Consider the following 13,536-nt stretch of genomic DNA (forward strand, 5'->3'; position numbering starts at 1 on the left):
AGCCTAAGCTAAGTTACAGGCTGTTGCCTTTTCTACTGAAACCCCTGTCAGGGAGTTGACTTCAGCATGACCACGTCCTACCGCAGAAGCCGTCGCACCGTCACCCGTGCCGCCATCGCCCTCGTGATCGCCACCGGGAGCACCGCCGCGCTGACGGGTACGGCCTCCGCGCACACCGCGGCCGGCGACGTCACGGTCGCCCCGCTCGTCAAGGGCCTGTACCAGTCCTCGTACTCCGAGCGGAACAACGTCCTGTGGACCACCTCCGCCGTGGGCCGCCCCCCGGTCGTGACCTCCAGCCTGCTCAAGGTCGACCCCAAGACCCTCAAGGTGAAGCAGACCATCACCCCGCCGGTGACGGATGCCGCCACAGGTGCTGTGGAGGCCGTCTACGGCGTGGCCGTGGACGACGAGCACAACACCGTCTGGACGACGAACACCCGCAACAACACGGTCGCCGTGTACAGCCAGCGCACCGGCGAGCACCTCGCCACCCTGCCGGACGTGGGCCACGCCCGGGAGATCGTCGTCGACGAGCGCCGCGACACGGTGTGGGCGAGCGCCTTCACCGACGGTACCCTCGTCGCCTTCGACTCCAGGACCTTCGAGGAGAAGAAGCGGATCACCGTCGCCGGCGCCGGCCCGACCGGCCTGGTCGTGAACGAGCGGACCGGGACGGCCTACGCCGCCGACCTCAACGGTGACCAGGTCATCGAGGTCACCGCCAGGTCCGCCGCCCCGCGGCTCATCCCCACCGGCGACGGCCCGATCTCGATCGCACTGTCGAAGAACGGCAGGACGGCGTACACCGCCGACCAGACCGGTGGCGGCCTCTCCGTCATCGACCTCAGGAAGGGACTCGTCACCAAGTCCGTCGCGACGGGCGCGGGGGCGCTGTCCGTCGCCAGCGACGACCGCACGGGCAACGTCGTGGTCGTGAACCGCACCGCCGCCACGGCGACGGTCGTCGATCCGGGCAAGGGCACCGTCGTCCGGACGGTGACCACCGGCACCAACCCCAACCACGTCACCATCACCCACGGCACCGCGTACGTGGTCGACAAGTCCGGAGCCGGCCTCGGCGGCGCCGACCAGATCCACCGTTTCCGCGTGACCCGCTAGCTCCGCCCGCCTCCGGGTGCGCAGCTCGGCCTCCCCCCTCACGTCGCAGCCGGGTGCCCGGCCCACCGCTCCACGCGGCGGGCCGGGCACCCGGCTCGTACGTGCCGTCCCGGCGGCCGCTGCGAGGCAGGGGCCGTCGGCCGACCGGTGCGGGCGGGACGAGATGCCGGCGGACCCGGTGGCGGCACACGCCGAAGGCGGCGCCCGTTCCCGGGTGCCGCCTCCGGACCTCGTCCTGGTGCTTCGTGTCGTAGGTGCGTGCGCCGTATCAGACCGTGGCGGGGAAGCGGGCCCAGACCCGGTGTGCGCCGAGGAGCTGCTTGACGTCTTCGAGTACCTCGCTGCCCGTGCCGCCGTTCACCACGCCCGGCGCGTCCTGCGGGACGCCCGCAGCAGCGAGGACGCGGTCGCCGCCCGCCCATGTGCCGATCGCCTTGGCGTGCCGGTACGCCTCGTTCAGCAGCAGGACGACCCTCGGGTCGGTCGCCGGGCCGGCCGCGCCCGCCTTCGCGTCCCTCGCACCGATGGCGTCGGCGCCCGCGCCGGGGGCACCGGCGAGCAGGACGGCGTCGAACTCGATGGAGCGGGCGGTCGCGTAGGTCCGCTGGACGGTGACCGGGTCGCCGTCCGCGTCGAGGACACCACCGGCGGGGGCGATGACCAACGGCACCATGCCGGCGCCCTGGACCGCGTCACGCACCGCCCGGACGCCGTCGAGATCCGCGTTCTCGTCCGCGACGATGCCGATGACGCGCCCGTCCAGCGGCCAGACACGGCCGACCTGTGAAAGGGCCGGGCTCGGCTCCGGGTCGGCGAGCGGTCCGTCCGGCTCGGGCGCGGGCAGTCCCAGTCCCGTGGCGACCTGCTCGCACAACTGGGGGTCGATCCGGGCGAGCACCTTGAGTGCGCGTTCCTTGACCGCCTGTTCGTAACACTTGCCCAGCTCGAAGGTGTACGCGGCGATGATGTGCTCGCGCTCCACCGGGCTCATGCTGAGCCAGAAGAGCCGGGGCTGGCTGAAGTGGTCGTCGAACGACTCCGGGGCCTCACGCACCTTCCGGCTCGCGGCGACCTCGGCGGGCACCTCGACGAACGCGCTGTTGTCGGCTCCCGCCAGGAACGGGCAGCCACCGTCCAGGGAGTTGGGCCGGTACGGCGCGACGCCGCGGTGGACGGCCGTCTGGTGCATGCCGTCCCGCAGCATGTCGTTGACCGGGGCGTGCGTCCGGTTGATGGGCAGCTGCGGGAAGTTGGGACCGCCGAGCCGGGTGAGCTGGGTGTCGAGGTAACTGAACAGACGGCCCTGGAGCAGCGGGTCGTTGGTGACGTCGATGCCCGGCACCATGTTGCCGACGTGGAAGGCGACCTGTTCCGTCTCGGCGAAGAAGTTCGACGGGTTGGAGTCGAGGGTCATCAGACCGATCGGCTGCACCGGCGCGAGCTCCTCGGGGACGATCTTCGTGGGGTCCAGCAGATCGATGCCCTGGAACATCTGCTCGGGGGTGTCCGGGAACGTCTGCACACCCAGCTCCCACTGGGGATAGGCGCCCGCCTCGATGGCGTCGGCGAGGTCCCGGCGGTGGAAGTCCGGGTCGACGCCGCCCGCGATCTGGGCCTCCTCCCACACCTGGGAGTGGACGCCCAGCTTGGGCTTCCAGTGGAACTTGACCAGGGTGGTGGCGCCCGCCGCGTCGACGAGCCGGAAGGTGTGGACCCCGAAGCCCTCCATCGTGCGGTACGAGCGCGGGATCCCACGGTCGGACATGTTCCACAGCGTGTGGTGCGTCGCCTCCGAGTGCAGGGTCACGAAGTCCCAGAACGTGTCGTGGGCGCTCTGTGCCTGCGGGATCTCCCGGTCGGGGTGCGGCTTGCCCGCGTGGATGATGTCGGGGAACTTGATGGCGTCCTGGATGAAGAAGACCGGGATGTTGTTCCCGACGAGGTCGAAGACGCCCTCCTCGGTGTAGAACTTCGTGGCGAAACCACGGGTGTCGCGCACGGTGTCGGCCGACCCACGCGACCCGAGCACGGTGGAGAACCGGACGAAGACCGGGGTCTCCACGTCCTTCGCCAGGAAGGCCGCCTTGCAGATCTTCGCCGCGCTCCCGTACCCGCGGAAGACACCATGGGCTGCGGCGCCACGGGCGTGCACCACCCGCTCCGGGATGCGCTCGTGATCGAAGTGGGTGATCTTCTCCCGCAGGTGGTGGTCCTGGAGGAGGACCGGGCCTCGGGGGCCTGCCTTCAGGGAGTGGTCGGTGTCGTACAGCCGGGCGCCCTGGGCCGTGGTCAGGTAGGCGCCGCTCTGGGCCTTGCGTGCCTGGTCCGCTCCGGTGGGCTGGCCCGTGGGGCTCACCGTCTCGGGGCCGGTCTGGTCGTCCTTGGGAGGAAGCGGCTCGCGGGGGGCGGTCGGCTCCTCCACCGGCGGCGGCACACTGCTGGGCGCGCCGGGGATCGGCTTGCTTCCTTGATTCTCCGTCACTTCTCGTCCTCCTGATGTGTAGCTCGTCGCCGGACCGACGTGCCGGGTGGGCGCGGCGCGGCATGCCGCCCTGGCACGCGTATACCTGCCGTGGCGGGGCGTCCCTGCCACGGCGGGCGCTGCGCCGTCACTCCATCGGCAGCGTCCGTGAGCCCGGGTCAGACGTTCTCTCGGGCGATCTGTTCGTTCCATGTGCGGGAGAAGACCCGACGGCCGTCCTCGTACCCGTCGAGCGTGGCGTTCACGTAAAAGGTGTCCTTGTCGGAGGTGAGCACGGTCCGCGTCTCCACCCTGACGTCCCAGTCGGGGCGGCCGAAGCGCATCTCCCAGGCCGACTCACCACGTACGGAAGCGAAGTCCTCACCGATCCAGCTGTACTGCTCGCAGGCCCGCAGCCCTGTCTCGATCCCGGTGTCCTCGTGCCGCTGGCGCCCGCGGTCCTTCACGATGTCGAGCACCGACCGGTAGTTCACGAGGTCCCGGGACACGGTCCACGCCTGCTCGGGCTCGCTCAGCCGGGTGACGGCTGGCGGCGCGCAGCCCTCGGGTTCGCCGAAGGGGAGCAGCGCCTTGTCCTCGGGCACGTCCGTGGGGCGTACGGGCAGGGTGAGGGTGCTGCCCTTCTCGTACACGCTGAGCAGGGCGGGTCCGGGTGCGGGCCATACGAGCGGCCAGTACGAGGTGGACACCGAGAGCCTGATGCGGTGCCCGGGCGGGAACGCCTGGGCGACACCGTGGAGCGGCACCCGCACCTGGTAGCGCCTGCCCGGTTCGAGGGCCTCGGGCGCCTCCTCCCTGTCACGGTGGGTGAGGTTGAGCACCCCGTACGTGATCCGGGTGGACCGCCCGTCCGGTGCCACGTCGGACAGCCTGACGTTCACCTGGGCGACCGGCGCGTCCGCGGCCACCTCCAGGACGACGGCGGGTGCGCCGAGGATCTCGATCCTCTCGGCCAGCGGCTCGGTCTGGTAGACGAGTGAGCCGCCGTCCTCCTCGCGCTGGTCGTAGGGCAGGTCCGGCGGAGCGTTGTACGAGGCCCACTTGCCGGCGAACTGGCCGACGGACAGCGGCGACTGCACGGTGCGGACCCGGTCCTCCTGCTCTTCGCCCGCGTCAGGCATCCCGAGGGCCGCGCCGCGCAGCGGGAAGACGGCCTCACCGATGTTCGGCGAGGGCCAGGAGGGCTCACCGACCCAGCGGCCCGGCCGTTCCTCGTACGAGGTCGAGGGCGGGACGCTCTCCTGCATCCACGCCTTGAGCATGGGGCCGTCCATGACGCCGTTGTCGACTCCCTTCAGCCAGTGGTCCCACCAGCGGACCACTTCCTGGAGGTATCCGATGGCCGGCCCCGGCTCGCCGAGATGCGGGAGCTTGTGGGACCACGGGCCGATCAGCCCCTTGCGGGGAACGTCCACGTTGCTCAGCAGCCGGGTCACCGCGTTGGAGTAGCCGTCCGCCCACCCGCTGGAGGCGAGCACCGGGCAGCGCAGTGCCGAGTAGTCCTCACTGAGGCTGGCGTGGCGCCAGTAGTCGTCCCGCTGCTGGTGGCGCAGCCACTCGAGGACCCAGGGGCGTGCGGCGTCGAGCCGTTGCCGCCACATCTCCCGCCAGCGTCCACCGACCACGGCCGGGTCGGGAGGACAGGTGGCGTACGCGAACATGGTCCCGGCCTCGGCCAGGTTGTCGGACAGCATGGCGCCGCCGAGGTAGTGCATGTCGTCCGCGTACCGGTCGTCGGTGAACGAGGCGATGCAGATGGCGCGCAGGCCGGGCGGCTGTCGGGCGGCCGTCTGGAGGGCGGCGAAGGCTCCCCACGAGATGCCCATCATCCCGGTGTTCCCGTCGCACCAGGGCTGCTCGGCGATCCAGGCCAGCACCTCCTCGGCGTCGCTCTGCTCCTGTTCGAGGTACTCGTCCAGCAGCACGCCCTCCGACTCCCCGGTCCCCCGCAGGTCGACACGCACGCACGCGTAGCCGTGTCCGGCGATGTAGGGGTGGTGGATGGCGTCGCGCGTGGCGGTGAGGTCGTTCTTCCGGTACGGGATGTACTCCAGAACGGCCGGCACGGGTTCCGCGTCGGAGGCGGTGGGACGCCAGATCCGCGCGGAGAGCTTGACCCCGTCCTCCATGGGGATCGTGACGTGCTTCTCTTCCTGGATCGCGCAGGGCAGCTGGTCGACGTAGCGCATGCCGGGGCGACCTCCTTTCCGTCGTGCTGGTCCTGCCGGTTCACCGGGTCTTCGTGCCGCGGCCTCCCGGCTCGGTCTCGTCGAAGGTGAGTCCGAGGGCGGCCACGCACCGGTCGAACTTGCGGCGCAGGTCCTGCTCGTCGTCGCCGCCGGTGAAGATGTGTGCCACCTCGTAGCTGTAGCTGTCCTGCTGGGAGACCGTGGAGAGCTTCTGCCCCTCCTCGGGCACCACGTCGATGCGCACGCCGGGTATCTCGCGCTCGATCGCGGCGATCCGCTCCGGGGTGGGTACCTCGTGCACCTTCCCGTCGCCGAACCAGCGGTAGTACCACTTGGCGGCCATGGCGTAGGGCCCCTTGCCGCCGGTGAGCGCCGGGTCGCGGCCCAGGGCGAGGCTGATCATGCGGTGGTGGTTGGGTACGCCGTCGACGTAGTCGAAGAGTTCGGCGTGGGACTGCGAGTGCCGGGGGTTGATCTCCAGCAGGCGGACGTCCTGGGTCTTCGGGTCGTAGAAGTACTCGATGCTGAAGGTGGCCGACTCCATGCCGATCTGCTGCATGGTCCGCTCGCTGACCTCGTGCAGCTTGCGGACCACCGGGGCGGGGAGGCTGCTCGGGTACTGATGCCGGAGGAAGCACGGGGAGGCCGGGTAGTTGATCGAGTCCAGCACGCCGTAGACATGCGCCTTGCCCTGGTACACGTATCCCTCGACGGCCACCTGGATCCCGGTCATCGCCTCCTCGGCCAGGCAGACCTGCCCTCCCACACCCTCCATCTCCGGGGGGAGGTCCAGGAGGTCGAGCACGGAGTCGAAGGGCCTGCCGACCCGGCTGATGCCTGCCCGGATCTCGTCGACGGCCTTGCGGAACTCCGTCATGTCCGAGACCCCGAAGGCCAGCTCGGACGAGTAGGCGAGGGCCGGCTTGAGCCACATGGGGAAGTTCACACCCTCGGGCGGTTTCGGATCGTCGGTGTCCAGGTCCACCCGGCCGAAGCGCGGGTACTCGTCGATGACCTTCTGCTGTTCGAGCCGGCTCCAGTACTTGTGCTCGCACTTGACGACGGATTCGAGGCTGGTGGTACGTACGCCGTACTCCTTGCCGAGCATCGGGACGAGGGTGCTCACCGGGAAGTCCCAGTACCCGACGATCGCGTCGATGCTGCCGTCGTGCGCGTCGAGGACGGCCCGGGCGCGGTCCATCAGGTCGGGCACGGAAACCTCGCCCTCCTGGAGTTCGGCGACGGTCAGCAGGCGGTGGAAACGGTAGGCGTCGGCGTCCGGAACCGCTTGCAGGGTCGGCAGGTTGGAGTCGTCCAGGCCGACGACGAAGATGTTCTTGCGCTGCGCCTGCGACATGTGGGTGCCCCTTCCGAAGGACGTGTTCGTGCACTCCACAGGCGCGTGCCCTGACGGGCGGCGGACATGCGGACCCGTTCCGGAACGGCTGTCCCGGCGTTCGCGACCGCGTCAGCGCACTCCCCGGGGGCGGTACTGGACGCTGATCCGCGGACCCCGGGCGTGCGCGGTCTTGGGGATCGCGTGCTGCCAGGTGCGCTGGCAGGAGCCGCCCATGACGATCAGGTCGCCGTGACCCAGCGGCCGGCGCACGGTGTCGCCGCCGCGGCACGGCCGCAGGAGCAGGTCGCGTGGGGCACCGAGGGACAGGATCGCCACCATCGTGTCCTCGTGCGAGCTGCGTCCGGTCAGGTCGCCGTGCCACGCGACGCTGTCGCGCCCGTCCCTGTAGTAGCAGAGTCCGGCCGTGGTGAAGGGCTCGCCCAGCTCGTCGCCGTAGTGGGCGGACAGCGCGTCGCGGGCCTCGTCGAGGACGGGGCTGGGCAGGGCGTCCTGGCTGCGGTAGAAGGCGAGCAGCCGGGGCACGTCCACCGTCCGGTCGTACATCTGCCGGCGCTCGGCCCGCCAGGGCACCGAGGCCGCGAGCTCGGCGAAGAGTTCGTCCGCGCCGCTCAGCCAGCCCGGCAGCAGGTCGATCCACGCCCCGTCGCCGAGGACCGTCCTGCGCAGCCCGGTGAGACGGCCCAGGTGCGGCCGGTCGGCCTGGTCGAACAGCGAACCCTGGAGGTGAGCGGTCATGGACCCAGCCTACTCGGTCACTAGAACATGCGTTCCCATCAGGTCTGCGGGCCGGACGTCAGCGTGCGGGTCCGGACGCTTCGGGGTCGTCGCCGCCCAGTTCCGGCTCCAGGCCCTCGGCCACCGCGGTCCGGCCCAGGCCCGCGTCGGCGCGCCAGGCCTCGAAGGACCAGCCGGTCAGGGCCACCACCGCCAGTCCCAGCACCCAGCCTCCGAGCACGTCGCTGAACCAGTGGACGCCCAGCGCGACGCGGGTGAATCCGACGCCCAGCACCGAGACGGCCGCCACGGCCCAGAGGAGCGGACGGAAACCGCGGCGCACCACCGGCAGGAGGACGAGCAGCAGGATCGCGAACGAGGTCGTGGCCGCCATGGCGTGGCCGGAGGGGAACGAGAATCCGGGGGCGTGGGCGACCGGGTCGGGCAGAGCAGGCCTCGCCCGCTCGACGACGGTCTTCACCAGCAGCCCCGTCAGCCCTCCGGCCACCGCGGTGACGGCCGACCACGCGGCGAGACGCCAGGCGCGCCGGTGCACGAGCCACAGGGTGAGCACCGCGACCGCCGCGCGCAGGGTCACGGGGTCCCACACCACGTCGGAGAGGAAGCGCAGGGTGCCCGTCCACGCCGGATGGTCGAGGGCGGCCCGGTTCAGCCACCGGGCCGCGCCCGCGTCGAGACGCCGCAGCGGAGCCCACCCGCTCTCCACGAGGACCAGCAGGAGGCCGAACAGGACGGCGGCGACCGCGGCGACGGCCACGGACCCGAACAGCCGGATCCCGAACTTGCGGTCGGCGTCCCGGCGGCTCCGTCGTCGTGCCGGGGCAGCGGGTCGGGCGGTCATTCAGACTCCTGGGTCGGGTTGTACGGGATCGGGAAGCCTGGCCCGCACCGCCTCCAGCTGGGCGGCGAAGGCGAGGCCGAGGAAGAGGGCGATGGAGGTCAGGTAGGCCCACAGCAGCAGGGACATGAAGGCCGTGAGCGGTCCGTACACGGTGTCGAACGAACCGCTGACCTCGAGGTAGAGGCTGAGCAGCCAGGTCAGCGTGGTCCAGAGCACCAGGTACACGGCGGCGCCGAAGGCGAGCCAGGTGTAGCCCGGCTGCCGGCGCCTGGGCGAGCGGCGGAAGATCGCGCTCGCCGAGAGGATCACGAGGACCACCCCCACCGGCCAGCGCAGCACGTCCCATGCGGACCGCGCGCCGGCTCCGAGGTCGTACACGTCGACGACGGCCGCCACGAGATCGCCGCCTGCCACCATGGCGATGAAACCGACGCCGAGCGGGATCCCGGCGGTCATCGACATCACGAGCCCCCGGAGGTACTTCCGGTGGAAGACCCGGTCGCGCTCGACCCCGTATATCCGGTTGGCCCCCCGCTCGATCTGGCACATCGCGGTCGTGGTGTTGGTCAGGGAGAAGACCAGTCCGAACCAGAGGGCGATCTCCACCCCGTCGTCGTCCCTCCCCCGGCTCCGGTCCAGCGCGTCCTGGACCACCTCGGAGCTCGGACCCGCGGTGATCCGGTGGATCGTCAGTTCCGCGACCCTGCCGAGGTTCTCCGTGTGCAGCGCCGTGGACAGCCCGACGAAGGCGATGACCAGCGGCACCACGGCGAGCACGGTCTGCAGGGCGAGCGCGCGCGAGTGGCTGAAGCCGTCGGCGTACCGGAAACGGACGAAGGAGTCGCGCAGCAGCGGCCAGCGGCCGTAGCGGCGGAGGGTCGCCAGCGCCTCGTCACCGGAGAGCTCGCTGCCGACCATGTCACGGGTCTGCGGGACCCGGGTCGCGGTGCCCATGTCACTCCTCTCGCACAGGTATGAGTACGGTCAGCGCCCCGGGCCTGACCTGGGCGCTGATGCGCCGGCCCGGGGCCACCGGGTCGCCGTCCAGCTCGCGTGGCTGCGGGACCTCGAACAGGATCTCCGCGTGGCGGAAGGTGAAGTACTCCACGGGACGGGGACCGCCCGCGCGGCCGGTCCCTCCCGCCGGCCGGCGGCGCACCAGCGAGGCGAGGGCCCTCAGCCATCCCGCGGGTCCGCGCGGGTCGAGGATCATCAGATCCAGCAGGCCGTCGTCGGGCCGGGCGGCCGGGACCAGGGCCGCGCCGCCCTGCACCTTGCCGGTGTTGGCGACGAGCACCATCCGGGCGGTGCGGCGCAGGGGTCGCGCCCCGTCGACACCCACGGTCAGGCGCATCCGGGGCGCCCGCAGTTCCCGCAGGCCCGCCATGACGTAGGCGGGCCAGCCGAGCAGCGCCTTGGCGCGGTCACTGGTGCTCTCGAGCATCGCGGCGTCGAGACCTGCGCCGGACATCACCGTGAAGTGCGCGGGAGCCATGCCGTCCCCCTCGATCCGCCCCAGGTCGATACGGTGCGGAGCACCGCGCAGCGCGTCGGCGAGCGCCTGGGCCGGCCTCACCGGGAGGCCCAGGTTGCGGGCGAGGAGGTTGCCCGTGCCACAGGGCACCACAGCCAGCGCCACGCCCGTGCCGGCCAGCGCCTCAGCGGCCGCGCGGATCGTCCCGTCACCCCCGCAGACGACGACGAGTGACGCCCCTTCCCGCACCGCGCGTGCCGTCTGTCCTTCCCCGGGGTCGTCGGCCGTGGTCGGCACGAATTCGGCTCCCCGGTGTCCGTGGTCCTCGAGAACCCGCCGCAGACCGGCGCGGACCGCCTCGTCGGTCACGGTGGGGTTGTAGACCACCGCGGTGCGGCCGGGGGTGTGCCCGGGCGAAGTCCGGAGGGCCGGCTGCCGACGGGCCGCCACACCGGCCGGCACGGCGGCGGGCACGTGCGGCCCGGCCAGCAGGGCACGGCCGACGATCAGCAGAGAGAGCCCTCCGTTGAGGAGGCCGCCCGCGATGTCCGTCGGGTGGTGCATCCCCCGGTAGGCCCTCGCGATCCCCACCAGCAGGGGCACGAGAACCAGCAGCACCGCCACCGGCCTGCGCCACGGCCCCCTGGCCCGGTGCAGGACCAGGACGGCCAGCCCCGCGTAGAGGGCTGTGGCCGCGCCGGTGTGGCCAGAGGTGTAGCTGGACGTGGGGGGCGCCGCGTCGAGCCGGTCGACATCCGGCCGGGTGCGGTCGACCGCCTCGGTGATGACCAGGAAGACCAGGGACTGGAGCGAGACGGCGACGGCCAGGAAGAGTGCGTCCCGCCATCGGGGAAGCCGCGGGGCCAGGAGCAGGACGAGGCAGGCGAGGAGGGTCCCGGCCACGACCGTGGCCGTGTCCCCCGCCTCCGACACGACGAAGGACACCGTGTCCAGCGTTCCGGTACGGGCATCAGCCAGCGCGTCGGCGACCTCGTCCTCCGACGCCAGGGGCCACACCTCGGCCGCCGGGCCGGTCACCAGGAGTCCGAGCCCCACCATCATCGCGGCCTGGCAGACGGCTGCCGAGACGATCACCCCCACGGCCCGGCCCATGCCCCCGGCGGCCGGCTCGGTGGTAGGAGCCGGACGCTCCGCGCCGGACCGGGTCGGCACGGCCGGGACGTGCTCGTCACCGGGGGGCGGCAGGGCGGCGACAGGCCCGCCGGGGAGGGCTGTCCGTCTTTCCGGTGTGTCGGTCGGCATGTCTTTCCCGTCGCTTCGGTGCCCGTCGGGCTACGAGTGGGCCGGGGGCTGGCCCGGCGTTCGCCGTCTGCCCGCTCCTGGCCCGGCCAGACCTGCCACCGGGCACCGGCCCCTGGTCCGGCACGGGTCCACGTCCCGTCCGGTCGCAGTGACCGGGGATCGGTCATAAGCTGCCGGGGCCGACGGCGTACGAGCGCGAAGTCCCTGACCAGGGCTTTCGTCCGGGCGGCAGCCGAAGCGCGGAGGGCCGGCAGGGCGGGCGGCGACCGGGAAACGCGCATCACTGAGATGCGCGCGCGTGGGCAGGAGAGCGGCGATGCCGTCCGTCCCCGTCGGGGGCGACGGCGGATACGGCAACCTCGAGGGAAGGAGCGGCCCGATGTCGGAAGCAGGACGCGGTGACGACGTCTACCAGCCCGACGGTTCGGACGCGGACAACCGGCCGACCGACGATCTCGATCCGGAGAACGTGATCGACGAGCCCGATCTGGACGACATGCTGGACACGGGATACTCCCCGCCGGAGAAGCCCCTGGGCGTGACCAAGTACGGCACGACCGGCGAGGAGCAGCGGGAGGGCGAGTCCCTCGACCGCCGGCTCGCGCAGGAGGTGCCCGAGGAGGACCCGGTCCTGGCGGACGGGGCCGACGACGGTCCGGAGGACAACGGACCGGAGGAGGTCGACGCCGGCGGCCGGCGGGCCGGCCGCGTCGCGGCGGCAGACGAGGAACCGGGGCCCGACCGCAACAACAGGGTGCTGGGCCGCGACGTCGGTATCGACGGTGGCGCGGCCTCCGCCGAGGAGGCGGCAGTGCACATCCAGGACGACGACGGGGTCTGAGCAGCCGCTTTCCGCCGGCCCGGCCCGCCCGGTCAGCTCTCCGGGCCCGGCGCGCATACCCCGGCCGATCAGGGGAACCCCACGACCGCGGGCCACGATCCGGTGGACCGCTCGGAGGAAAGGTGACAGCCGATGACCGACAACAACGTGACCAAGCGGAAGGTTCTGGCCGTGGTCACCAACTACGGCGTGGAACAGGACGAACTCCTGGTGCCTCTCGAACACCTCCGTGGTGCGGGAGCCCAGGTCGACGTCGCGGCCGTGTCGATGGACGACATCGTGACGCTGGTCGGTGACAAGGATCCGGGCAAGACCGTCCGCCCCGACCTCACACTGGCCGACGCCGACCCCGCGGCGTACGATCTGCTGCTCATCCCGGGCGGCACACTCAACGCCGACACCCTCCGGCTCCAGAGCGCCACGACCGGCATCGTCCGTTCCTTCACGGACTCCGGACGCCCCGTCGCGGCCATCTGCCACGGCCCGTGGGCACTGGTCGAAGCAGGCGTCGTCACGGACAAGCGCCTGACCTCCTACGCCTCGCTGCGGACGGACATCCGCAACGCCGGTGGCGACTGGACCGACGAAGCGGTCGTGACGGACGGTTCCGGTGGATGGACGTTGATCACCTCACGGAATCCGGGTGACCTGGAACCGTTCGTGCGGGAGATCGGAACGGCGCTCGCCGGGCAGTCCTGACGCGGGCGGGACACGGGCGGAACGCGCGGGCGGGGACGGCTGTCCCCGCCCGCGCGTTCCGTTGTGGCGCCTCACGCCACGGCGCCGCCGCGGGCGGGCCCGGCTGCCGTCCGGTCCCGGGATCCGTGCCGTGGACCGGTGCCCGTCGACAGGCCGTACGAGTGGTGGCGCATACCAGGGGTGAGGGAGGGCAGACGGCAGGACACATCAACTCTGGGAGTCTTTCATGATGATTGTCGGCATCGTCGCTGTCTGTATCGTTCTGGCCGTCCTCGCCTTCTTCGTGCCCCGCCTGTCCCGCCACCCCGAACGTGGCACCCAGCGCACCCTCGGTGCCGGGTCACGTGTCGGCGGCAAGGCCCCGGGTGTACTGGGCCGACTCTTCAGCAAGCCGTTCCGCAGCAGCTCCAAGGCTGTGGGCAACAGCGGTTCCGCCGGCCGCCGGGCACGCGGTCGCATGCCGTTCTGACCGTCACACCGACTTCCGCAGTGAGGTACCGCAGACACGAGAGCCGGGCGGCGAGATTGCC

11 protein-coding genes are annotated in these 13,536 nt (G+C 71.6%); 4 read left to right on the forward strand and 7 right to left on the reverse strand.

Annotated features, from left to right (window positions below; genetic code table 11):
* Window positions 1–66: 66 nt before the first annotated feature.
* Window positions 67–1,122, forward strand: a complete 1,056-nt coding sequence (locus ACHFIV_RS24100; protein ID WP_398972714.1) for a YncE family protein — start codon at window positions 67–69, stop codon at window positions 1,120–1,122.
* A 268-nt stretch (window positions 1,123–1,390) separates the two neighbouring features.
* Here the strand turns inward: ACHFIV_RS24100 and ACHFIV_RS24105 are convergent, their stop codons facing one another.
* The 7 genes from ACHFIV_RS24105 to ACHFIV_RS24135 all read right to left on the reverse strand — a co-directional run bounded on the left by ACHFIV_RS24105 (window position 1,391) and on the right by ACHFIV_RS24135 (window position 11,316).
* The gene (locus ACHFIV_RS24105; protein WP_398972717.1) at window positions 1,391–3,604 is read right to left on the reverse strand and encodes a catalase; all 2,214 of its coding nucleotides are present in this window, start codon (window positions 3,602–3,604) and stop codon (window positions 1,391–1,393) included.
* Window positions 3,605–3,762: 158 nt separating this feature from the next.
* On the reverse strand, window positions 3,763–5,793 hold the full coding sequence (locus ACHFIV_RS24110; RefSeq protein WP_398972719.1) for a CocE/NonD family hydrolase: 2,031 nt from the start codon (window positions 5,791–5,793) through the stop codon (window positions 3,763–3,765).
* A gap of 40 nt (window positions 5,794–5,833) precedes the next feature.
* Window positions 5,834–7,150, reverse strand: a complete 1,317-nt coding sequence (locus tag ACHFIV_RS24115; RefSeq protein ID WP_398972722.1) for an acetyl-CoA carboxylase biotin carboxylase subunit family protein — start codon at window positions 7,148–7,150, stop codon at window positions 5,834–5,836.
* A gap of 111 nt (window positions 7,151–7,261) precedes the next feature.
* The gene (locus ACHFIV_RS24120; protein WP_398972725.1) at window positions 7,262–7,888 is read right to left on the reverse strand and encodes an alpha-ketoglutarate-dependent dioxygenase AlkB; all 627 of its coding nucleotides are present in this window, start codon (window positions 7,886–7,888) and stop codon (window positions 7,262–7,264) included.
* A 58-nt stretch (window positions 7,889–7,946) separates the two neighbouring features.
* Window positions 7,947–8,729: a phosphatase PAP2 family protein gene (locus ACHFIV_RS24125; RefSeq protein ID WP_398972728.1), complete on the reverse strand. Its 783-nt coding sequence runs from the start codon at window positions 8,727–8,729 to the stop codon at window positions 7,947–7,949.
* On the reverse strand, window positions 8,730–9,683 hold the full coding sequence (locus ACHFIV_RS24130; protein WP_398972730.1) for a YihY/virulence factor BrkB family protein: 954 nt from the start codon (window positions 9,681–9,683) through the stop codon (window positions 8,730–8,732).
* Window position 9,684: 1 nt separating this feature from the next.
* Window positions 9,685–11,316: a diacylglycerol kinase family protein gene (locus ACHFIV_RS24135; RefSeq protein ID WP_398973016.1), complete on the reverse strand. Its 1,632-nt coding sequence runs from the start codon at window positions 11,314–11,316 to the stop codon at window positions 9,685–9,687.
* Between the two features lie 529 nt (window positions 11,317–11,845).
* Between ACHFIV_RS24135 and ACHFIV_RS24140 the strand changes: the two genes are divergently transcribed.
* The 3 genes from ACHFIV_RS24140 (at window position 11,846) to ACHFIV_RS24150 (ending at window position 13,475) form a co-directional block, all read left to right on the forward strand.
* Window positions 11,846–12,307 (forward strand): DUF5709 domain-containing protein, encoded by a 462-nt coding sequence (locus tag ACHFIV_RS24140; RefSeq protein WP_398972733.1) that lies wholly within the window; start codon window positions 11,846–11,848, stop codon window positions 12,305–12,307.
* Window positions 12,308–12,439: 132 nt separating this feature from the next.
* Complete coding sequence (locus ACHFIV_RS24145; RefSeq protein WP_398972736.1) at window positions 12,440–13,006, forward strand: type 1 glutamine amidotransferase domain-containing protein; 567 nt, start codon at window positions 12,440–12,442, stop codon at window positions 13,004–13,006.
* Window positions 13,007–13,232: 226 nt separating this feature from the next.
* A complete protein-coding gene (locus tag ACHFIV_RS24150) occupies window positions 13,233–13,475 on the forward strand; it encodes a DUF6411 family protein (RefSeq protein WP_398972739.1) in 243 nt (80 codons plus the stop codon).
* Window positions 13,476–13,536: the final 61 nt, after the last annotated feature.

The sequence above is a fragment of the Streptomyces sp. ALB3 genome (genome assembly GCF_044385685.1).
Lineage (GTDB): Bacteria > Actinomycetota > Actinomycetes > Streptomycetales > Streptomycetaceae > Streptomyces.

Coding starts and splice junctions, on each gene's coding strand:
- ACHFIV_RS24100 (WP_398972714.1), top strand. CDS start 67: ATGACCACGTCCTACCGCAGAAGCCGTCGCACCGTCACCCGTGCCGCC.
- ACHFIV_RS24110 (WP_398972719.1), bottom strand. CDS start 5,793: ATGCGCTACGTCGACCAGCTGCCCTGCGCGATCCAGGAAGAGAAGCAC.
- ACHFIV_RS24115 (WP_398972722.1), bottom strand. CDS start 7,150: ATGTCGCAGGCGCAGCGCAAGAACATCTTCGTCGTCGGCCTGGACGAC.
- ACHFIV_RS24120 (WP_398972725.1), bottom strand. CDS start 7,888: ATGACCGCTCACCTCCAGGGTTCGCTGTTCGACCAGGCCGACCGGCCG.
- ACHFIV_RS24125 (WP_398972728.1), bottom strand. CDS start 8,729: ATGACCGCCCGACCCGCTGCCCCGGCACGACGACGGAGCCGCCGGGAC.
- ACHFIV_RS24130 (WP_398972730.1), bottom strand. CDS start 9,683: ATGGGCACCGCGACCCGGGTCCCGCAGACCCGTGACATGGTCGGCAGC.
- ACHFIV_RS24135 (WP_398973016.1), bottom strand. CDS start 11,316: ATGGGCCGGGCCGTGGGGGTGATCGTCTCGGCAGCCGTCTGCCAGGCC.
- ACHFIV_RS24140 (WP_398972733.1), top strand. CDS start 11,846: ATGTCGGAAGCAGGACGCGGTGACGACGTCTACCAGCCCGACGGTTCG.
- ACHFIV_RS24145 (WP_398972736.1), top strand. CDS start 12,440: ATGACCGACAACAACGTGACCAAGCGGAAGGTTCTGGCCGTGGTCACC.
- ACHFIV_RS24150 (WP_398972739.1), top strand. CDS start 13,233: ATGATGATTGTCGGCATCGTCGCTGTCTGTATCGTTCTGGCCGTCCTC.